Origin of the sequence: Sinorhizobium fredii USDA 257 (assembly GCF_000265205.3) — a bacterium.
Lineage (GTDB): Bacteria > Pseudomonadota > Alphaproteobacteria > Rhizobiales > Rhizobiaceae > Sinorhizobium > Sinorhizobium fredii_B.
Genome location: NC_018000.1, coordinates 2,335,566 through 2,348,242, shown reverse-complemented (window position 1 = coordinate 2,348,242; position 12,677 = coordinate 2,335,566). Strand labels below are relative to the sequence as shown.

Below are 12,677 nucleotides of genomic sequence, written 5' to 3'. Positions count from 1 at the left end.
CGTCCTCGCCCGTCCACTCAAAACTCTGTGTGTGGTCGAACTGCTCTGCGGGCGCAGCCATGATTCCTGCCACCTGACACGAGCATGTAATCCGGCGCTTTACGCCGGGCGGTCATTGCGTGATCTTTGGTCTCAAAAGGAATCGCGGGGATAATTTGTATGAAGTTCGTGAACCCTCTGCCTTTTGTGGCTGATATCAGCCGCTCGAAAAGCTTCTACTCCGAAGTGCTGCAGCTTCAGATCTTGGAGGATCACGGCAACTTCGTTCAGTTCGACAATGGGTTTGCCCTTCACGATGGCGCCTCGCTCTACCAAACGGTGTTTGGAGAGTCCCGGGACGAAAGCGGCCCGTATGGGCGGCGGAATCTCGTCCTCTATTTTGAGGACGAAGATATCGACACGGCGTTCAAGCGTATCGCTGACCGGGTCGATCTTATCCATGAAGTCAGGCAACAGTCTTGGGGTCAACGCGTATTCAGATTCTTCGATCCGGACGGGCACATCGTCGAAATCGGGGAACCGCAAGTGACAACCTCTGTGTCGAAACCCTATGAGCCATAGGGTTTTTTTCCGGCTTCAGACGCGCGTCCGTTCCATCCGAATAGCCGCCTCTCAGCGCCCTCGACGATCTCAGGAGGTCATATGTGGGGCGTTCTCGCCGTTTCGCTCGCCGCTTCCGCTCGTTGCGGTTAGCCAGCCGTTCTTAAGCTTCCTGCTTCCAGGGATTGATGACAGTGAGCGCTGCCGCTTCAAAGGGACTGGTGTCGCGCGTTGCGATGATAAATCCCTTTGAGGCTGCAATAGCAGCAATATATCCGTCGCGGGTCGGGAACCCCTTGCCGGCCGCTCTGGCCTTGACGGCCAAGTCGGCGTAGTGCCGGGCAGCCTCGATGTCGAACGTCAACACCCGCTCACCGAACAGTTCGAGCACGCCATCCAGCATCTCGGCCAACGCCTTCTTGCGTCGGCCGTCCGCCAATGCTGCGACGCCAAACAGCAGCTCGGCCATCGTGACGCTGGACAGGTACAGCGTTTCGGCGACTTGCTCATTCAACCAGGATCGCACGGCCGGATTGGGTTCCGGTTTCATCGCCTCGGAGACGACATTCGTATCCAGAACGATCATTCAAACCTCATCGGCTCAGCCGGCGCCGTGTCGCGTCGCTGGTCAAACACTGCAAAGTCGTCGTTCGTCAGCCCCACCCGCCGACCCAGCTCCGCAAGGGCATCACCCATGTGGATGCGCTGCCCGGACTTCACCGCACTTTCCAGAATGTCACGGACTTCCGCCTCCGTGCTGCGGCCGTGCATAGCGGCCCGCACGCGCAGTGCGCGGTGCACCTCATCAGGCACATTCCGCACGGTCAGAATTGCCATAGTCAAAACCTCCTACTTGCATTCACTGACTGCATTATAGAATTGTGCAGTCAGTTTGCAAGCTGACCGATCGAGATCGTTGAAACGCCGAAGTTTCGTATGACTTCCCGGTCGCCAATTTCGGCACTAGGGCTCGCACGATCATGCAGTGGTGAGTGCCTGTCGTCACCACATGGAGCGTTCGGGAAGTGATCTCGTGGTCTAGGCCTCCCCGTACCCGCCGCCGGTCGGCGTCACCACCGTGAAGGCCTCGCCGGCCTCAAGAACAGTGTGGGCTGATCCGGGCAGTTCCTCGATGCGGCCGTCATTGCGCCGAACGTGATTGCGGCCGAGTTCGCCAGGCTCGCCACCGTTCAGCCCGAACGGCCGGATGCGGCGGTGGCCGGAAAGGATGGCGAAGTCCAGCCGCTCGCGAGCCCGGATCGTGCGCTCCGTGCCGTCGCCCGCCGACCACTTGCCGCGACCGCCGGAGCCCTTGCGGATGTGGAAGTCCTCGAGCACCACCGGAAACCGCGTCTCGAGGATTTCCGGATCGGTCAGCCGCGAATTGGTCATGTGGGTGTGGACCGCGTCGGCACCGTTGTAACCCGGCCCGGCCGGCGCGCCGGAGCAGATCGTCTCGTAATACTGATAGTGATCGTTGCCGAAGGTGAGATTGTTCATTGTCCCCTGTGCCGCGGACTGCGCCTCGACAGCGCCAAACAGGCAATTGGTCACCGCCTGGCTGACTTCGACATTGCCGGCGACGACGGCGGCCGGATAGCGCGGCGACAGCATCGTGCCTTCGGGAATGACGATTCGGATCGGTCTCAGGCAGCCGGCATTCATTGGGATATGGGCCTCGACCAGCACCCGGAAGACATAGAGGACCGCGGCGCGTGTCACCGGCTCCGGTGCGTTGAAATTGTCCGCTCGCTGCGCCGACGTACCGGTGAAGTCGACCGTCGCCTCGCGTTTCGCGCCATCGATGGAGATCTTTGCGACGATCCGGCAGCCCTGGTCCATCTCGTAGGAGAATTCGCCGTCGCCGAGCTGGTCGAGGACGCGGCGCACGCTCTCGGCGGCATTGTCCTGAACGTGGCCCATATAGGCTTCGACGACGTCTTCGCCGAATTGGGCGATCATCTTCTTCAGTTCCGCCACCCCCTTCTCGTTGGCGGCGACCTGCGCCTTCAGGTCGTTGACGTTCTGGAGGATGTTGCGCACCGGATAGCGCGCTCCGTTCAAAAGCCTTTCCAGTTCCTCTTCGCAGAAGCGGCCGCGGTCGATCAGCTTGAAATTGTCGATATAGACCCCCTCCTCCTCAATGTTGGTGGCGAGCGGCGACATCGAGCCCGGCGAAATACCGCCGATATCCGCGTGGTGGCCGCGGCTGGCCACCCAGAAGCGGATCTCGCGACCCTCGTCATCGAAGACCGGCGTGCAGACCGTCAGGTCCGGCAGGTGCGTGCCGCCGTTATAGGGCGCGTTGATCAGGAACACATCGCCCGGATGGATGACCGGGTTTTCACGGATCGCGGTTGCGACCGAAGCATCCATCGAGCCGAGATGCACCGGCATATGCGGCGCATTGGCGACGAGATTGCCTTTGTTGTCGAAGACCGCGCAGGAGAAATCGAGACGCTCCTTGATGTTCACCGAATAGGCGGTGTTCTGCAGGGTGACGCCCATCTGTTCGGCGATCGACATGAACAGATTGTTGAAGATCTCCAGCATCACCGGATCGGCCCTGGTGCCGATCGCCGTGCGCGCCGGCAGCGGTTTGATGCGCGTCAGCACGATATGGTCCCTGGCCGTCAGTTCCGCCTGCCAGCCCTCCTCGACGACGATCGTCTGGTTCGCTTCGATGATGATCGCCGGACCGGTCAGCCTCTGGCCCGGCTTGATTTCTGCCCGCAGCGCCACCGGCGCGTCATGGAACTCGCCTTGCGAATAGAAGCGGGTTTGCCGGCTAACGACCGCCTCGCCAGAGGTGGCCGCGAGCCCGTCCGTCTCCATCTCGGCAGCCCCGCCGCCGACCGCCTCGACCTCGACGGCATCGATCACCAGCGGCTTGCTCTCGGCGATGAAGCCGAAGCGGCGCTTGTGCAGGGTCTCGAACTCGCGGCGGAGGCGCAGTTGATCGTCATGATCGGGGAAGGTGGCTTCGACGGCCAGCACCGTATCCGTACCGGCATAGCGGACATGGGCGCGCAGATGCGTGCGGATACGGTCGCGGCCAATCTCCTGGGCGTCGAGTTCCGCAAGGCATTCGGACTGCAGTTCCGCGCCGAGCTTGGCAAGTGCCAGCGGTGCGGCATCGTCGAGCGCCACACCGAGCGCCTTCTGCCGCGTCGCGCGGATATCGGCAAGACCCATGCCGTAAGCGGACAGAAGCCCCGACATCGGATGCAGCAATATGCTCGTGATGCCGAGCGCGTCGGCAACGAGGCAGGCGTGCTGGCCGCCGGCGCCGCCGAAGCAGTTCAGCGCATAGCGCGTCACGTCATAGCCGCGCTGCACGGAAATCTTCTTGATCGCCTCGACCATGTTGGCGACGGCAATCCGGATGAAGCCGTCGGCGACATCCTCCGGGCTGCGGCCATCGCCGATCTCGGCGGCGAGTGCAGCAAAACGGGCCTGCACCGTCTCGACATCGAGCGGCAGGTCCTGCTCCGGTCCGAACAGCGCGGGGAAGAATTCCGGCATCAACTTGCCGACCATCACATTGGCATCGGTGACGGCGAGCGGCCCGCCATTGCGGTAGCAGGCAGGCCCCGGATTGGCGCCGGCCGAGTCCGGCCCGACGCGGAAGCGCTCGCCGTCGAAATCGAGGATCGAACCGCCGCCGGCGGCAACCGTATGGATCAGCATCATCGGCGCCCGCACCCGCACGCCGGCGACTTCCGTTTCGAAGGCGCGTTCATATTCGCCGTCGAAATGGGCGACGTCGGTCGAGGTACCGCCCATGTCGAAGCCGATGACCCGGTCGAAACCTGCGGCCCCGCCCGTCCTGGCAAGGCCGACGACGCCGCCGGCCGGGCCGGAAAGAATCGCGTCCTTGCCCTGGAACAGGTCGGCAGCCGTCAGCCCGCCGGACGACATCATGAACATCAGCCGGGCGCCGGAGCGCGCGACGTCCAATTCCTCCGATACGCGCGCCACATAACGGCCGAGCACCGGCGAGAGATAGGCATCGATGACGGTCGTGTCGCCACGGCCGACATATTTGACGAGTGGCGAGACCTCGTGGCTGACCGAGACTTGATCGAAGCCGATGGCGCGGGCGATGCGGGCGACGGCCGCTTCATGCTCGGGATAGCGGTAGGCGTGCATGAAGACGATGGCGACCGCCCGGTAGCCCCCAGCCTTCAGCCCCTCCAACGCACGCCGCGCCGCATCCTCATCCATGGGACGCTCGACCGTGCCGTCGGCGAGCACGCGTTCGTCCAGCTCGACGGTGTCCGAATAGAGTGCCTCCGGCTTGAGGATTTCGGTGGCGAAGATCTTCTTGCGCTCCTGGTAGCCGATCTTGAGTGCATCGCGAAAACCGCGCGTCGTGATCAGCGCCAACCGCTCCCCCTTGCGCTCCAGCAGCGCATTGGTGGCAACCGTCGTGCCCATCCTGACCTCGCCGATCATGCCGGCCGGCACCGGCTCGCCGGTGGCAAGGCCGAGATGCAGCCGGATGCCGTGGACGGCGGCGTCTCGATAGGCGGCGGGATTCTCGGAGAGGACTTTGAGGGCGTGCAACCGGCCTTGCGGGTCGCGGCCGATCACGTCGGTGAAGGTGCCGCCGCGATCCACCCAGAAGACCCAAGTCCCGCTAGCGCTCATGATCTATTCCCTCACGTCGTGATCTTCGTTGCCGATCTCTGGCAAGCCTCACTATTAAGAGCATTTCGTTGACAATTTGTCGATAAAATGATGACGTCAGTCCACCAGGTTCGGAGGCGCTGTGATGACAAAGAGGCGGCAGCAAGGCCGTGAAACGAGGGAGTGGATCGAAACCGCCCTCCCCGATCATCTGAAACCCGTCTCCCCCATCGGCCCGATCGTTTCGTCGGCTCACCTTGCCGAAGGCGGTTCGCCGGGGCTTTCCGAAGTGGAGTACGGCCTGATCCTCGCCTCGCACGCCTTCCACCGCTGGATGGTGCGCTGCATGGCCGCCGCCGGCGTTCCCGGCCTTTCGCCGATGGAGATCATGGTGCTTCACACGATCCGCCACCGCGACCGGGGAAAGAAGCTCTCCGAGATCTGCCTCGTCCTCGACATCGAAGACACCCACGTCGCGACCTATGCGATCCGCAAGCTCGAAGCGGCGGGCCTGGTGACGACCGGCAAACAGGGCAAGGAGAAGACGATCCGCATCACCGCAAGAGGCGCCGAGGCGTGCGCACGCTACGCCCAGATTCGCGAGCGCCTACTCGTCGCCTCGACCGCCAAGGCCCGCCCCTCGGAAGAAACCCTCTCGGAAATCGCCGCCGTGCTGCGCTTCCTATCCGGCGCCTACGAACAATCGGCACGCGCCGCCACCACGCTGTGAGCCTGTCCTCGCGTTGCGCTCGGCCCCTCATCCGGCCTAGCCGGACGGCCGGTTGACCTGCGACGGCTTTCTTGCACTTCGCCCGGTTGACGCTCGGCGTGCCGCCGTCGGCTCTTGCTTTCGCCACCGCCTGTCCACCACTAGGCCGCGCGGCCGGCCGCGCCGCGGCTTCCCGTCTCGGTTGGGCCTTCAGTCCTTCGAGCGTGCTCTTGCGAACATCCCTGACCTGGCCAGCGCCACCGCCGCCCGGGCGCGCCTGCGGCCGATCGCGTTTGACCTCGGCGGCGCGGTTGCGCAGGTTGTTGTTGCCATCAGCCTTGATGTTGTTCTTGAGATTCGTTCGGTCGAGCTTGTTGAGCTGGTCACGGTCAAGGCTGATCTTGCTGCGGACGACATTCTTCCAGTCGACGTCGTTCCAGTTGACCTTGCCATCGAAGTCGACGTTGTTGAAGCACTGGTTGCAGTCGACGTCGATGTCGCCACCCCAGCCGCCGCCCCAGACCCCCCAGTCGACAATGGCGCCGAACACCGCGCCGGTGGTGACAGCGCCGGCGAAGAAGGCCGCGCCCGGATACCAATAGGCGGGATAGGGATCATCGTAATAGTCGATCGGCACCGGCGTGTAGTCAGGCTCGTAGAGCATCTCCGGCGGATATTGCGGCACATAGATTGTTTCGGGGTTCGCCGGCTGGATGATGATGTTGTCACCCTCCTCGACTACCTTCAGGGGCGGCCGAGACGAGTGCCACCAACTCGTCCGGATAGAGCGCTATGCGGGCGACGAGGACCTCGAGTTCATCGTCACTGAGCGGTTCCGGCGCAGCCTCGGCCGGAGCTGGCGGGGCAGGCGTCTGTTGCGCAAAGGCGTCCGACAAGAGCGAAGTGTCCGCGACCTGCAGCAGCGACGACGCTGCCAGAGCGATCAGGCCTGTGAGAATTGACTTGCGCATGATCCGCGTCTCCCCCTCGGCATCGGACAAAGCGCCTTCCGAGACGGCCCTACAACAAGTCTGGAGCAACATTATCACTTGTGGTTTCGTCTCAAAGCGGCGGCAATCGAAAGAATTTCGCTCTGGCCCGTTGACGCCGACTGTGCGAGAGAAACCACAACATCGCCGTGCGTTTAGGCGCACACAGGACTCTGTAGTATTTGAAAGCAGCAGTCGCGGAGAATTGACGGGTGAAGCAGCGCCGCCCCTTGCCAGGCAGGAAATCCGCCGGGGCGAAAGCCGGCGACAGCGCCGCCGGCCGGCGCGTCACGCTTGCCCGGGCGCTCTCCAAGCTCGGCTACTGCTCGCGCACCCAGGCGGAGAAACTGATCGCCGAGGGCCGCGTCAGTGTCGGCGGCCGCAGGACGACCGATCTTTCGCATTGGGTTGATATCGACAGGGACAGGATCGCCGTCGATGGAACCGCGATCGCCGCCGAGGCGAAGACCTATCTGATGCTGAACAAGCCGCGCGGACTCGTGACGACGCGCGACGACCCGGAAGGGCGACCGACGGTGTTCGATTGCCTCGCAGACGTCGATGCCCGCTTCCTCTCGCCGGTCGGGCGGCTCGACAAGGCGAGCGAAGGGCTGCTGCTCTTCACCAACGACACCGTTCTGGCGCAGCGCCTGCTCGATCCGGCGACCCATCTCGGCAAGATCTATCACGTCCAGGTGCGCGGCTTCTTCGATGAGGCCTCGGCTCGGGCGATGATGGATGGAGTGACCGAGGGCGGCGAGGTGCTGAAGGCGACGCATGTTCGCGGCCTGAGAAGCGGCGGCAGGAACTCCTGGATCGAGGTCGAGCTCCAGGAAGGACGCAACCGCCAAATCCGCCGCATGCTGGAGGCGCTCGGTTTCGAATGCCTGCGGCTCATCCGCGTCTCGATCGGCGAGATCAGTCTCGGCGACCTGCCGAAGGGAGCGATCCGGCCGCTCACCGAGGCGGAGATTCAAAATCTTCGGCGGCGCACCGGTTCCTGACCGCGCAATGGGTAGAAATCCACCCATTGCCAGACGCTTTTGTTTCCGAATCCACCCATCGCCCCGCCGCTCGCGCGGGAAATGCGCAAAATGCCCGCGGGCACCGGTTGTCTGTGGTAAAATCCCGTTTGCTAATGGGTGCAACCAGAACCGGCGGGAGGAACCGTGCCGGCTGGTGGACAATGTCATCCGGGAGGAAAAGATGAAAATTTTGAACGCGCTTCTGGGCGCCGTCGCCGCCGTTTCCCTGTTTGCCGCTTCGGCCAGCGCCCAAACCTATCCGGAGCGCACGATCACCATGGTGGTGCCCTTCTCGGCCGGCGGGCCGACCGACACGGTCGCCCGTCTCGTCGCCGAGTCGATGTCGAAGGACCTCGGCCAACAGATCATCGTCGAGAACGTCGGCGGCGCCGGCGGCACGCTCGGTGCCGGCCGCGTCGCCCAGGCCGATCCCGACGGCTACACGATCCTGCTCCACCACATCGGCATGGCGACCAGCGCCACACTCTATCGCAAGCTCGCCTACGACACGCTGAACGCCTTCGAATATGTCGGCCTCGTCACCGAGGTGCCGATGACGATCGTCGCCCGCAAGGATTTCGAGCCGACCGATCTCAAGGGGGTGATCGAATACGCCAAGGCCAACAAGGATACGGTGACGGTCGCCAATGCCGGCATCGGCGCCGCATCTCACCTCTGCGGCATGATGTTCATGGACGCCATCGACACGCCGCTGACGACCGTGCCTTACAAGGGCACCGGCCCGGCCATGACAGATCTGCTCGGCGGCCAGGTCGACATCATGTGCGATCAGACGACCAACACGACGAAGCAGATCCAAGGCGGCACGATCAAGGCCTATGCCGTCACCTCGCCGAAGCGACTGAAGATCTTCCCCGACCTTCCGACGGCTGAAGAAGCCGGTCTTCAGGGTTTCCAAGTCGGCATCTGGCACGGCGTCTATGCTCCGAAGGGCACGCCCGCTGAGGTTACCGAGCGCCTCTCCAAGTCACTGCAAAAGGCCCTCAAGGACGAGAACGTCGCCGCCCGCTTCGGCGAACTCGGCACCGAGCCGTCCAGCGAGGCTGACGCGACGCCGGCGGCCCTGAAGGCCAAGCTCGAAAGCGAGATCGCTCGCTGGAAGCCGGTAATCGAGGCGGCCGGCCAGTACGCCGACTAATTGGCTCCCGCGAGCAGCAGCCAATCTGTTCTCGTACAGGGAGCGGGGCGGCAGCGGCATCGCCTCCGACCGGTCGCGCTGTGGGGCAGCGACCGGTCGGAGAAATCGATCGGCAGCCCCGACGGGAGTTGACAGCCGTCAACTTGCGCAGGACGCTGGGCGTAGCCGGAAAAAAGCGAGGACACCGCCAAGAAGCAGGGCGCAGCGGCAACGTCCGAAACAACAAGAAATGGGGAACCGATGAAATCCATCTCCTTCGATACCACCAACGCGCTGTGCGGCGGCATCCTGACGGCTGTCGGGTTGTTCTTCGCGTGGCAGTCGTTCAATCTTGAGCTCGGCACCGCCTTCCGCATGGGCCCCGGCTATTTCCCGCTCCTTCTCGCGGTGATTTTGACGTTACTCGGCGCAGTCATCCTGGTTCAATCCATGAGGGTTCAGCACGAGCCAATGGGGCCGATCGCGCTGCGCGGCATGTTCTTCATCCTACCGGCGCCGATCTTTTTCGGCCTGACCGTTCGTGGACTGGGCTTCGTTCCGTCACTGTTCTTCACGGCGCTCATCGCCTGTTTCGCGTCTCATCGGATGAAGCCGCACTGGGCGCTCGCCATTTCGCTGGTGCTGACGGTCTTCTCCGTCGCCGTCTTCAGTTACGGGCTCAATCTGCCCTTTGAGCGTTTCGGCCCCTGGGTCCGGTTCTAGGAGGCCGCGATGGATCTTTTCAGCAATCTCGCCCTTGGCTTCGCCACTGCCGCTTCGCCGGCTAACCTGCTCTTCTGCCTGATCGGCGTGCTCCTTGGCACACTCATCGGCGTGCTGCCCGGCATCGGCGCCACGGCGACCATCGCCATGCTGTTGCCGATCACCTTCCAGCTCGAGCCGGTTTCCTCGCTGATCATGCTCGCCGGCATCTATTACGGCGCCCAATATGGCGGCTCGACCACAGCGATCCTGATCAACATGCCGGGCGAATCCTCCTCCGCCGTCACCGCCATCGATGGCTATCAAATGGCCCGCAACGGCCGCGCCGGCGCCGCGCTCGCGATCGCGGCGCTCGGCTCATTCTTCGCCGGAACCGTCTCGACCTTTCTCGTCGCAATCTTCGCGCCGCCGCTCACCGCGATGGCGCTGGAATTCGGCGCGGCGGAATATTTCTCGCTGATGATCGTCGGTCTGATCTCCGCCGTCGCGTTGGCGCATGGCTCGATCGTCAAGGCGCTCGCCATGGTCGCGCTCGGCCTTTTGCTCGGGCTGGTCGGTACCGACATCTATTCCGGCACGCCGCGCTTCACCCTCGGCATTCGCGAATATGCCGACGGTCTCAATTTCGTCGCACTCGCCGTCGGCGTTTTCGGCATTGCCGAGATCCTGCGCAATCTCGAAAGCGAAAAGACCCGTGAAGTGTTGATGGCAAAGGTCAGCGAGCTGATGCCGACCCGTGAGGACTTCAAAAGAATGTTTGGGCCAGTGGTGCGCGGCACGGCGATCGGCTCGGCGCTTGGCATCCTGCCCGGAGGTGGGGCGATCCTCGCCGCCTTCGCCTCCTATACAGTCGAAAAGCGTATATCCGACCGGCCGGAGGAATTCGGAAAAGGCGCCATCGCCGGCGTCGCAGGACCGGAAAGCGCCAACAACGCCGGCGCCCAGACCTCGTTCATTCCGCTGCTCACCCTCGGCATCCCGGCGAATCCGGTGATGGCGCTGATGATCGGCGCAATGATCATCCAGGGCATCGTGCCCGGTCCGAATGTGGCGGTGGAACAGCCCGCCCTCTTCTGGGGCATCATCGCCTCGATGTGGATCGGCAACCTGATGCTCGTCGTCCTGAACCTGCCGCTGATCGGGCTCTGGGTGAAGCTGCTGAAGATCCCCTATTTCATCTTGTTTCCGATCATCATGGCCTTCTGTTCGATCGGGGTCTACAGCGTCAATTCCAACGTCTACGACCTCTATGCAGTCGCCTTCTTCGGTCTCGTCGGGTATCTGTTGCTGAAATTGCGTTGCGAGCCGGCGCCGCTGCTGCTCGGATTCGTCCTCGGCCCGTTGATCGAGGAAAACCTTCGCCGCGCCATGATCCTATCGCGCGGCGACCCGACCACCTTCGTCACCCGACCGATCAGTGCCGTCCTCTTGCTGATCGCGGCCATCGTGCTCGTCGTCGTCTTCCTGCCGAGCGTCAAGGCCAAGCGCGAGGAGGTTTTCGTCGAAGAGGATTGAGTCGGAGCTCCTTGAAAGCCGTGCAGCCCCGTGCCGACAGACGCGGGGCTGAATCTTATTTTGGCCATCATGATGGCGCCTGCCATCTTGATGGCAGCCCTTCTCTTACCTATATTTGTCAGACAAGGGATTCAAAATGGCCGAACCTCAGCTTTCAGTCCGCAGTGCCAGGGCGCGTGATCTTGCGCACCGGCTGGCTCGTCGTGAGAACCGCTCAATCGCCGATATCGTCGAACGCGCGCTTGAAGCCTATGAGGTGCGCGAGGCGGGTCGAGAGCCGGCTTCAACATTTTACACGCGCCTGTCGGAAAGCTATGGCACCGACATTGACCTTGACGCCGTCATCAAAGAAGGGCAGCAAATCCACAAGGGTCCCGAGCTTTGATCTTTCTGGATACCAATGTGATCTCTGAGACGCTGCGCAAGTCGCCGTCCGAGGCCGTGATCTCGTGGCTGGTGCGCCACGATGCCGAACTCGCCCTCCCTACTGTTACGATCGCCGAGATCGCTTACGGCATCCAAAAGATCATGCCCGACCAGCGGGCGCTCCGACTGGAACAAGCACTCGCCGCCTGGCGGAGACGTTTTGCCGATCGAATTTTCGGCCTGACGGAGGAGGCAGCCATGGCATACGGCGAAATCATGGAGGCAGCGTCGCGCCAGGGCCGCAGCATGTCCGCTCCAGATGGCATGATCGCCGCGATCGCACGGGTGAACGGCGGGCGCCTGGCGACGCGCAACATTGCGGACTTCCAAGCGACCGGGCTCGATCTCATTTCGCCGTGGGCATTCTAGGACTTAGTGAGCGAAGGTCTGGCGCTCGATGGGAATACCCCACTTCGCCGCGTGGACCCTTAGCCCTTCACCACCGCCGGCCATTCGCTCGTCGTCCCTGGCTGCACCGGCCGTTCCAAATAGGTTGAAAGCACGACATAGCTCCGCGTCGCCTTGACCCCAGGCGTGTCATAGAGGCGCGCCAACAAGCCTTCGAGCGCATGGGTGCTCTCGGTGCGGACCTTGAGCAGCATGCAGGTGTCGCCTGCGACCGAGTGAATCTCCTCCACTTCAGGATACTCCTCGATCGCAAGCAGCGCCTGCGTCTTGCCCCAGCCAGTCGTATCGACATGAACAAAGGCAAGCAGCGTTTTCCCGATCGCCTCGGGATCGATCAGCGCCGCCACCCGACGGATCGCCCCCGAGCGCCTGAGGCGCTTCACGCGCTCGTGCGCGGCCGGCGGCGAAAGGCCGACGCGTTCGCCGAGTTCGGCGTAGCTCGTGGTCGCGTCCTCGACCAGGACGCCTAATAGTTTTCGGTCCATCGGGTCGAGGTCACGCTCGGACGGGCGTTTCCGCCGAACGTCATCTGTATTTTGATCCATTCCGAAATTTCCCATTGCTGCCGAATT

General features: G+C 63.1%; 13 protein-coding genes and 1 pseudogene. 8 read left to right on the top strand and 6 right to left on the bottom strand.

The window, feature by feature from the left end; translation table 11 throughout:
- The first annotated feature begins 159 nt into the window (after positions 1-159).
- Entirely contained in the window at positions 160-561 is a 402-nt protein-coding gene (locus tag USDA257_RS10840; RefSeq protein WP_014762995.1) for a VOC family protein, read from the top strand.
- 142 nt (positions 562-703) lie between these two features.
- Here the strand turns inward: USDA257_RS10840 and USDA257_RS10835 are convergent, their stop codons facing one another.
- The 3 genes from USDA257_RS10835 to USDA257_RS10825 all read right to left on the bottom strand — a co-directional run bounded on the left by USDA257_RS10835 (position 704) and on the right by USDA257_RS10825 (position 5,193).
- Positions 704-1,126, bottom strand: a complete 423-nt coding sequence (locus tag USDA257_RS10835; RefSeq protein ID WP_014762994.1) for a type II toxin-antitoxin system VapC family toxin — start codon at positions 1,124-1,126, stop codon at positions 704-706.
- Positions 1,123-1,377, bottom strand: coding sequence for a FitA-like ribbon-helix-helix domain-containing protein (locus USDA257_RS10830; RefSeq protein WP_014762993.1), 255 nt, complete (start codon positions 1,375-1,377; stop codon positions 1,123-1,125). The genes USDA257_RS10835 and USDA257_RS10830 overlap by 4 nt, the downstream gene beginning before the upstream one ends.
- A 201-nt stretch (positions 1,378-1,578) precedes the next feature.
- The gene (locus USDA257_RS10825) at positions 1,579-5,193 is read right to left on the bottom strand and encodes a hydantoinase B/oxoprolinase family protein (protein WP_014762992.1); all 3,615 of its coding nucleotides are present in this window, start codon (positions 5,191-5,193) and stop codon (positions 1,579-1,581) included.
- 124 nt (positions 5,194-5,317) lie between these two features.
- Between USDA257_RS10825 and USDA257_RS10820 the strand changes: the two genes are divergently transcribed.
- A complete protein-coding gene (locus USDA257_RS10820; protein ID WP_014762991.1) occupies positions 5,318-5,902 on the top strand; it encodes a winged helix DNA-binding protein in 585 nt (194 codons plus the stop codon).
- 499 nt (positions 5,903-6,401) lie between these two features.
- On the opposite strand, the pseudogene USDA257_RS38755 reads toward USDA257_RS10820, so the two are convergent.
- Positions 6,402-6,572: pseudogene (locus tag USDA257_RS38755) on the bottom strand (DUF3300 domain-containing protein); the annotation flags it as partial.
- 34 nt (positions 6,573-6,606) lie between these two features.
- Positions 6,607-6,852, bottom strand: a complete 246-nt coding sequence (locus tag USDA257_RS38750) for a hypothetical protein (protein WP_370055883.1) — start codon at positions 6,850-6,852, stop codon at positions 6,607-6,609.
- A gap of 230 nt (positions 6,853-7,082) precedes the next feature.
- On the opposite strand from USDA257_RS38750, the gene USDA257_RS10810 reads away from it, so the two are divergent.
- The 6 genes from USDA257_RS10810 to USDA257_RS10785 all read left to right on the top strand — a co-directional run bounded on the left by USDA257_RS10810 (position 7,083) and on the right by USDA257_RS10785 (position 12,066).
- On the top strand, positions 7,083-7,874 hold the full coding sequence (locus USDA257_RS10810) for a pseudouridine synthase (RefSeq protein ID WP_014762989.1): 792 nt from the start codon (positions 7,083-7,085) through the stop codon (positions 7,872-7,874).
- A gap of 202 nt (positions 7,875-8,076) precedes the next feature.
- Positions 8,077-9,054, top strand: a complete 978-nt coding sequence (locus tag USDA257_RS10805; protein WP_041415123.1) for a tripartite tricarboxylate transporter substrate-binding protein — start codon at positions 8,077-8,079, stop codon at positions 9,052-9,054.
- 240 nt (positions 9,055-9,294) lie between these two features.
- A complete protein-coding gene (locus tag USDA257_RS10800) occupies positions 9,295-9,756 on the top strand; it encodes a tripartite tricarboxylate transporter TctB family protein (protein WP_014762987.1) in 462 nt (153 codons plus the stop codon).
- Between the two features lie 9 nt (positions 9,757-9,765).
- The gene (locus USDA257_RS10795; protein WP_014762986.1) at positions 9,766-11,271 is read left to right on the top strand and encodes a tripartite tricarboxylate transporter permease; all 1,506 of its coding nucleotides are present in this window, start codon (positions 9,766-9,768) and stop codon (positions 11,269-11,271) included.
- Positions 11,272-11,407: 136 nt separating this feature from the next.
- The gene (locus tag USDA257_RS10790; protein ID WP_014762985.1) at positions 11,408-11,656 is read left to right on the top strand and encodes a type II toxin-antitoxin system VapB family antitoxin; all 249 of its coding nucleotides are present in this window, start codon (positions 11,408-11,410) and stop codon (positions 11,654-11,656) included.
- A complete protein-coding gene (locus tag USDA257_RS10785; RefSeq protein ID WP_014762984.1) occupies positions 11,653-12,066 on the top strand; it encodes a type II toxin-antitoxin system VapC family toxin in 414 nt (137 codons plus the stop codon). The genes USDA257_RS10790 and USDA257_RS10785 overlap by 4 nt, the downstream gene beginning before the upstream one ends.
- Positions 12,067-12,125: 59 nt before the next feature.
- On the opposite strand, the gene USDA257_RS10780 is transcribed toward USDA257_RS10785, so the two are convergent.
- On the bottom strand, positions 12,126-12,650 hold the full coding sequence (locus tag USDA257_RS10780; RefSeq protein WP_014762983.1) for an Lrp/AsnC family transcriptional regulator: 525 nt from the start codon (positions 12,648-12,650) through the stop codon (positions 12,126-12,128).
- Positions 12,651-12,677 lie beyond the last annotated feature (27 nt).

Coding starts and splice junctions, on each gene's coding strand:
- USDA257_RS10840 (WP_014762995.1), top strand. CDS start 160: ATGAAGTTCGTGAACCCTCTGCCTTTTGTGGCTGATATCAGCCGCTCG.
- USDA257_RS10835 (WP_014762994.1), bottom strand. CDS start 1,126: ATGATCGTTCTGGATACGAATGTCGTCTCCGAGGCGATGAAACCGGAA.
- USDA257_RS10830 (WP_014762993.1), bottom strand. CDS start 1,377: ATGGCAATTCTGACCGTGCGGAATGTGCCTGATGAGGTGCACCGCGCA.
- USDA257_RS10825 (WP_014762992.1), bottom strand. CDS start 5,193: ATGAGCGCTAGCGGGACTTGGGTCTTCTGGGTGGATCGCGGCGGCACC.
- USDA257_RS10820 (WP_014762991.1), top strand. CDS start 5,318: ATGACAAAGAGGCGGCAGCAAGGCCGTGAAACGAGGGAGTGGATCGAA.
- USDA257_RS38750 (WP_370055883.1), bottom strand. CDS start 6,852: ATGCGCAAGTCAATTCTCACAGGCCTGATCGCTCTGGCAGCGTCGTCG.
- USDA257_RS10805 (WP_041415123.1), top strand. CDS start 8,077: ATGAAAATTTTGAACGCGCTTCTGGGCGCCGTCGCCGCCGTTTCCCTG.
- USDA257_RS10800 (WP_014762987.1), top strand. CDS start 9,295: ATGAAATCCATCTCCTTCGATACCACCAACGCGCTGTGCGGCGGCATC.
- USDA257_RS10795 (WP_014762986.1), top strand. CDS start 9,766: ATGGATCTTTTCAGCAATCTCGCCCTTGGCTTCGCCACTGCCGCTTCG.
- USDA257_RS10790 (WP_014762985.1), top strand. CDS start 11,408: ATGGCCGAACCTCAGCTTTCAGTCCGCAGTGCCAGGGCGCGTGATCTT.
- USDA257_RS10780 (WP_014762983.1), bottom strand. CDS start 12,650: ATGGATCAAAATACAGATGACGTTCGGCGGAAACGCCCGTCCGAGCGT.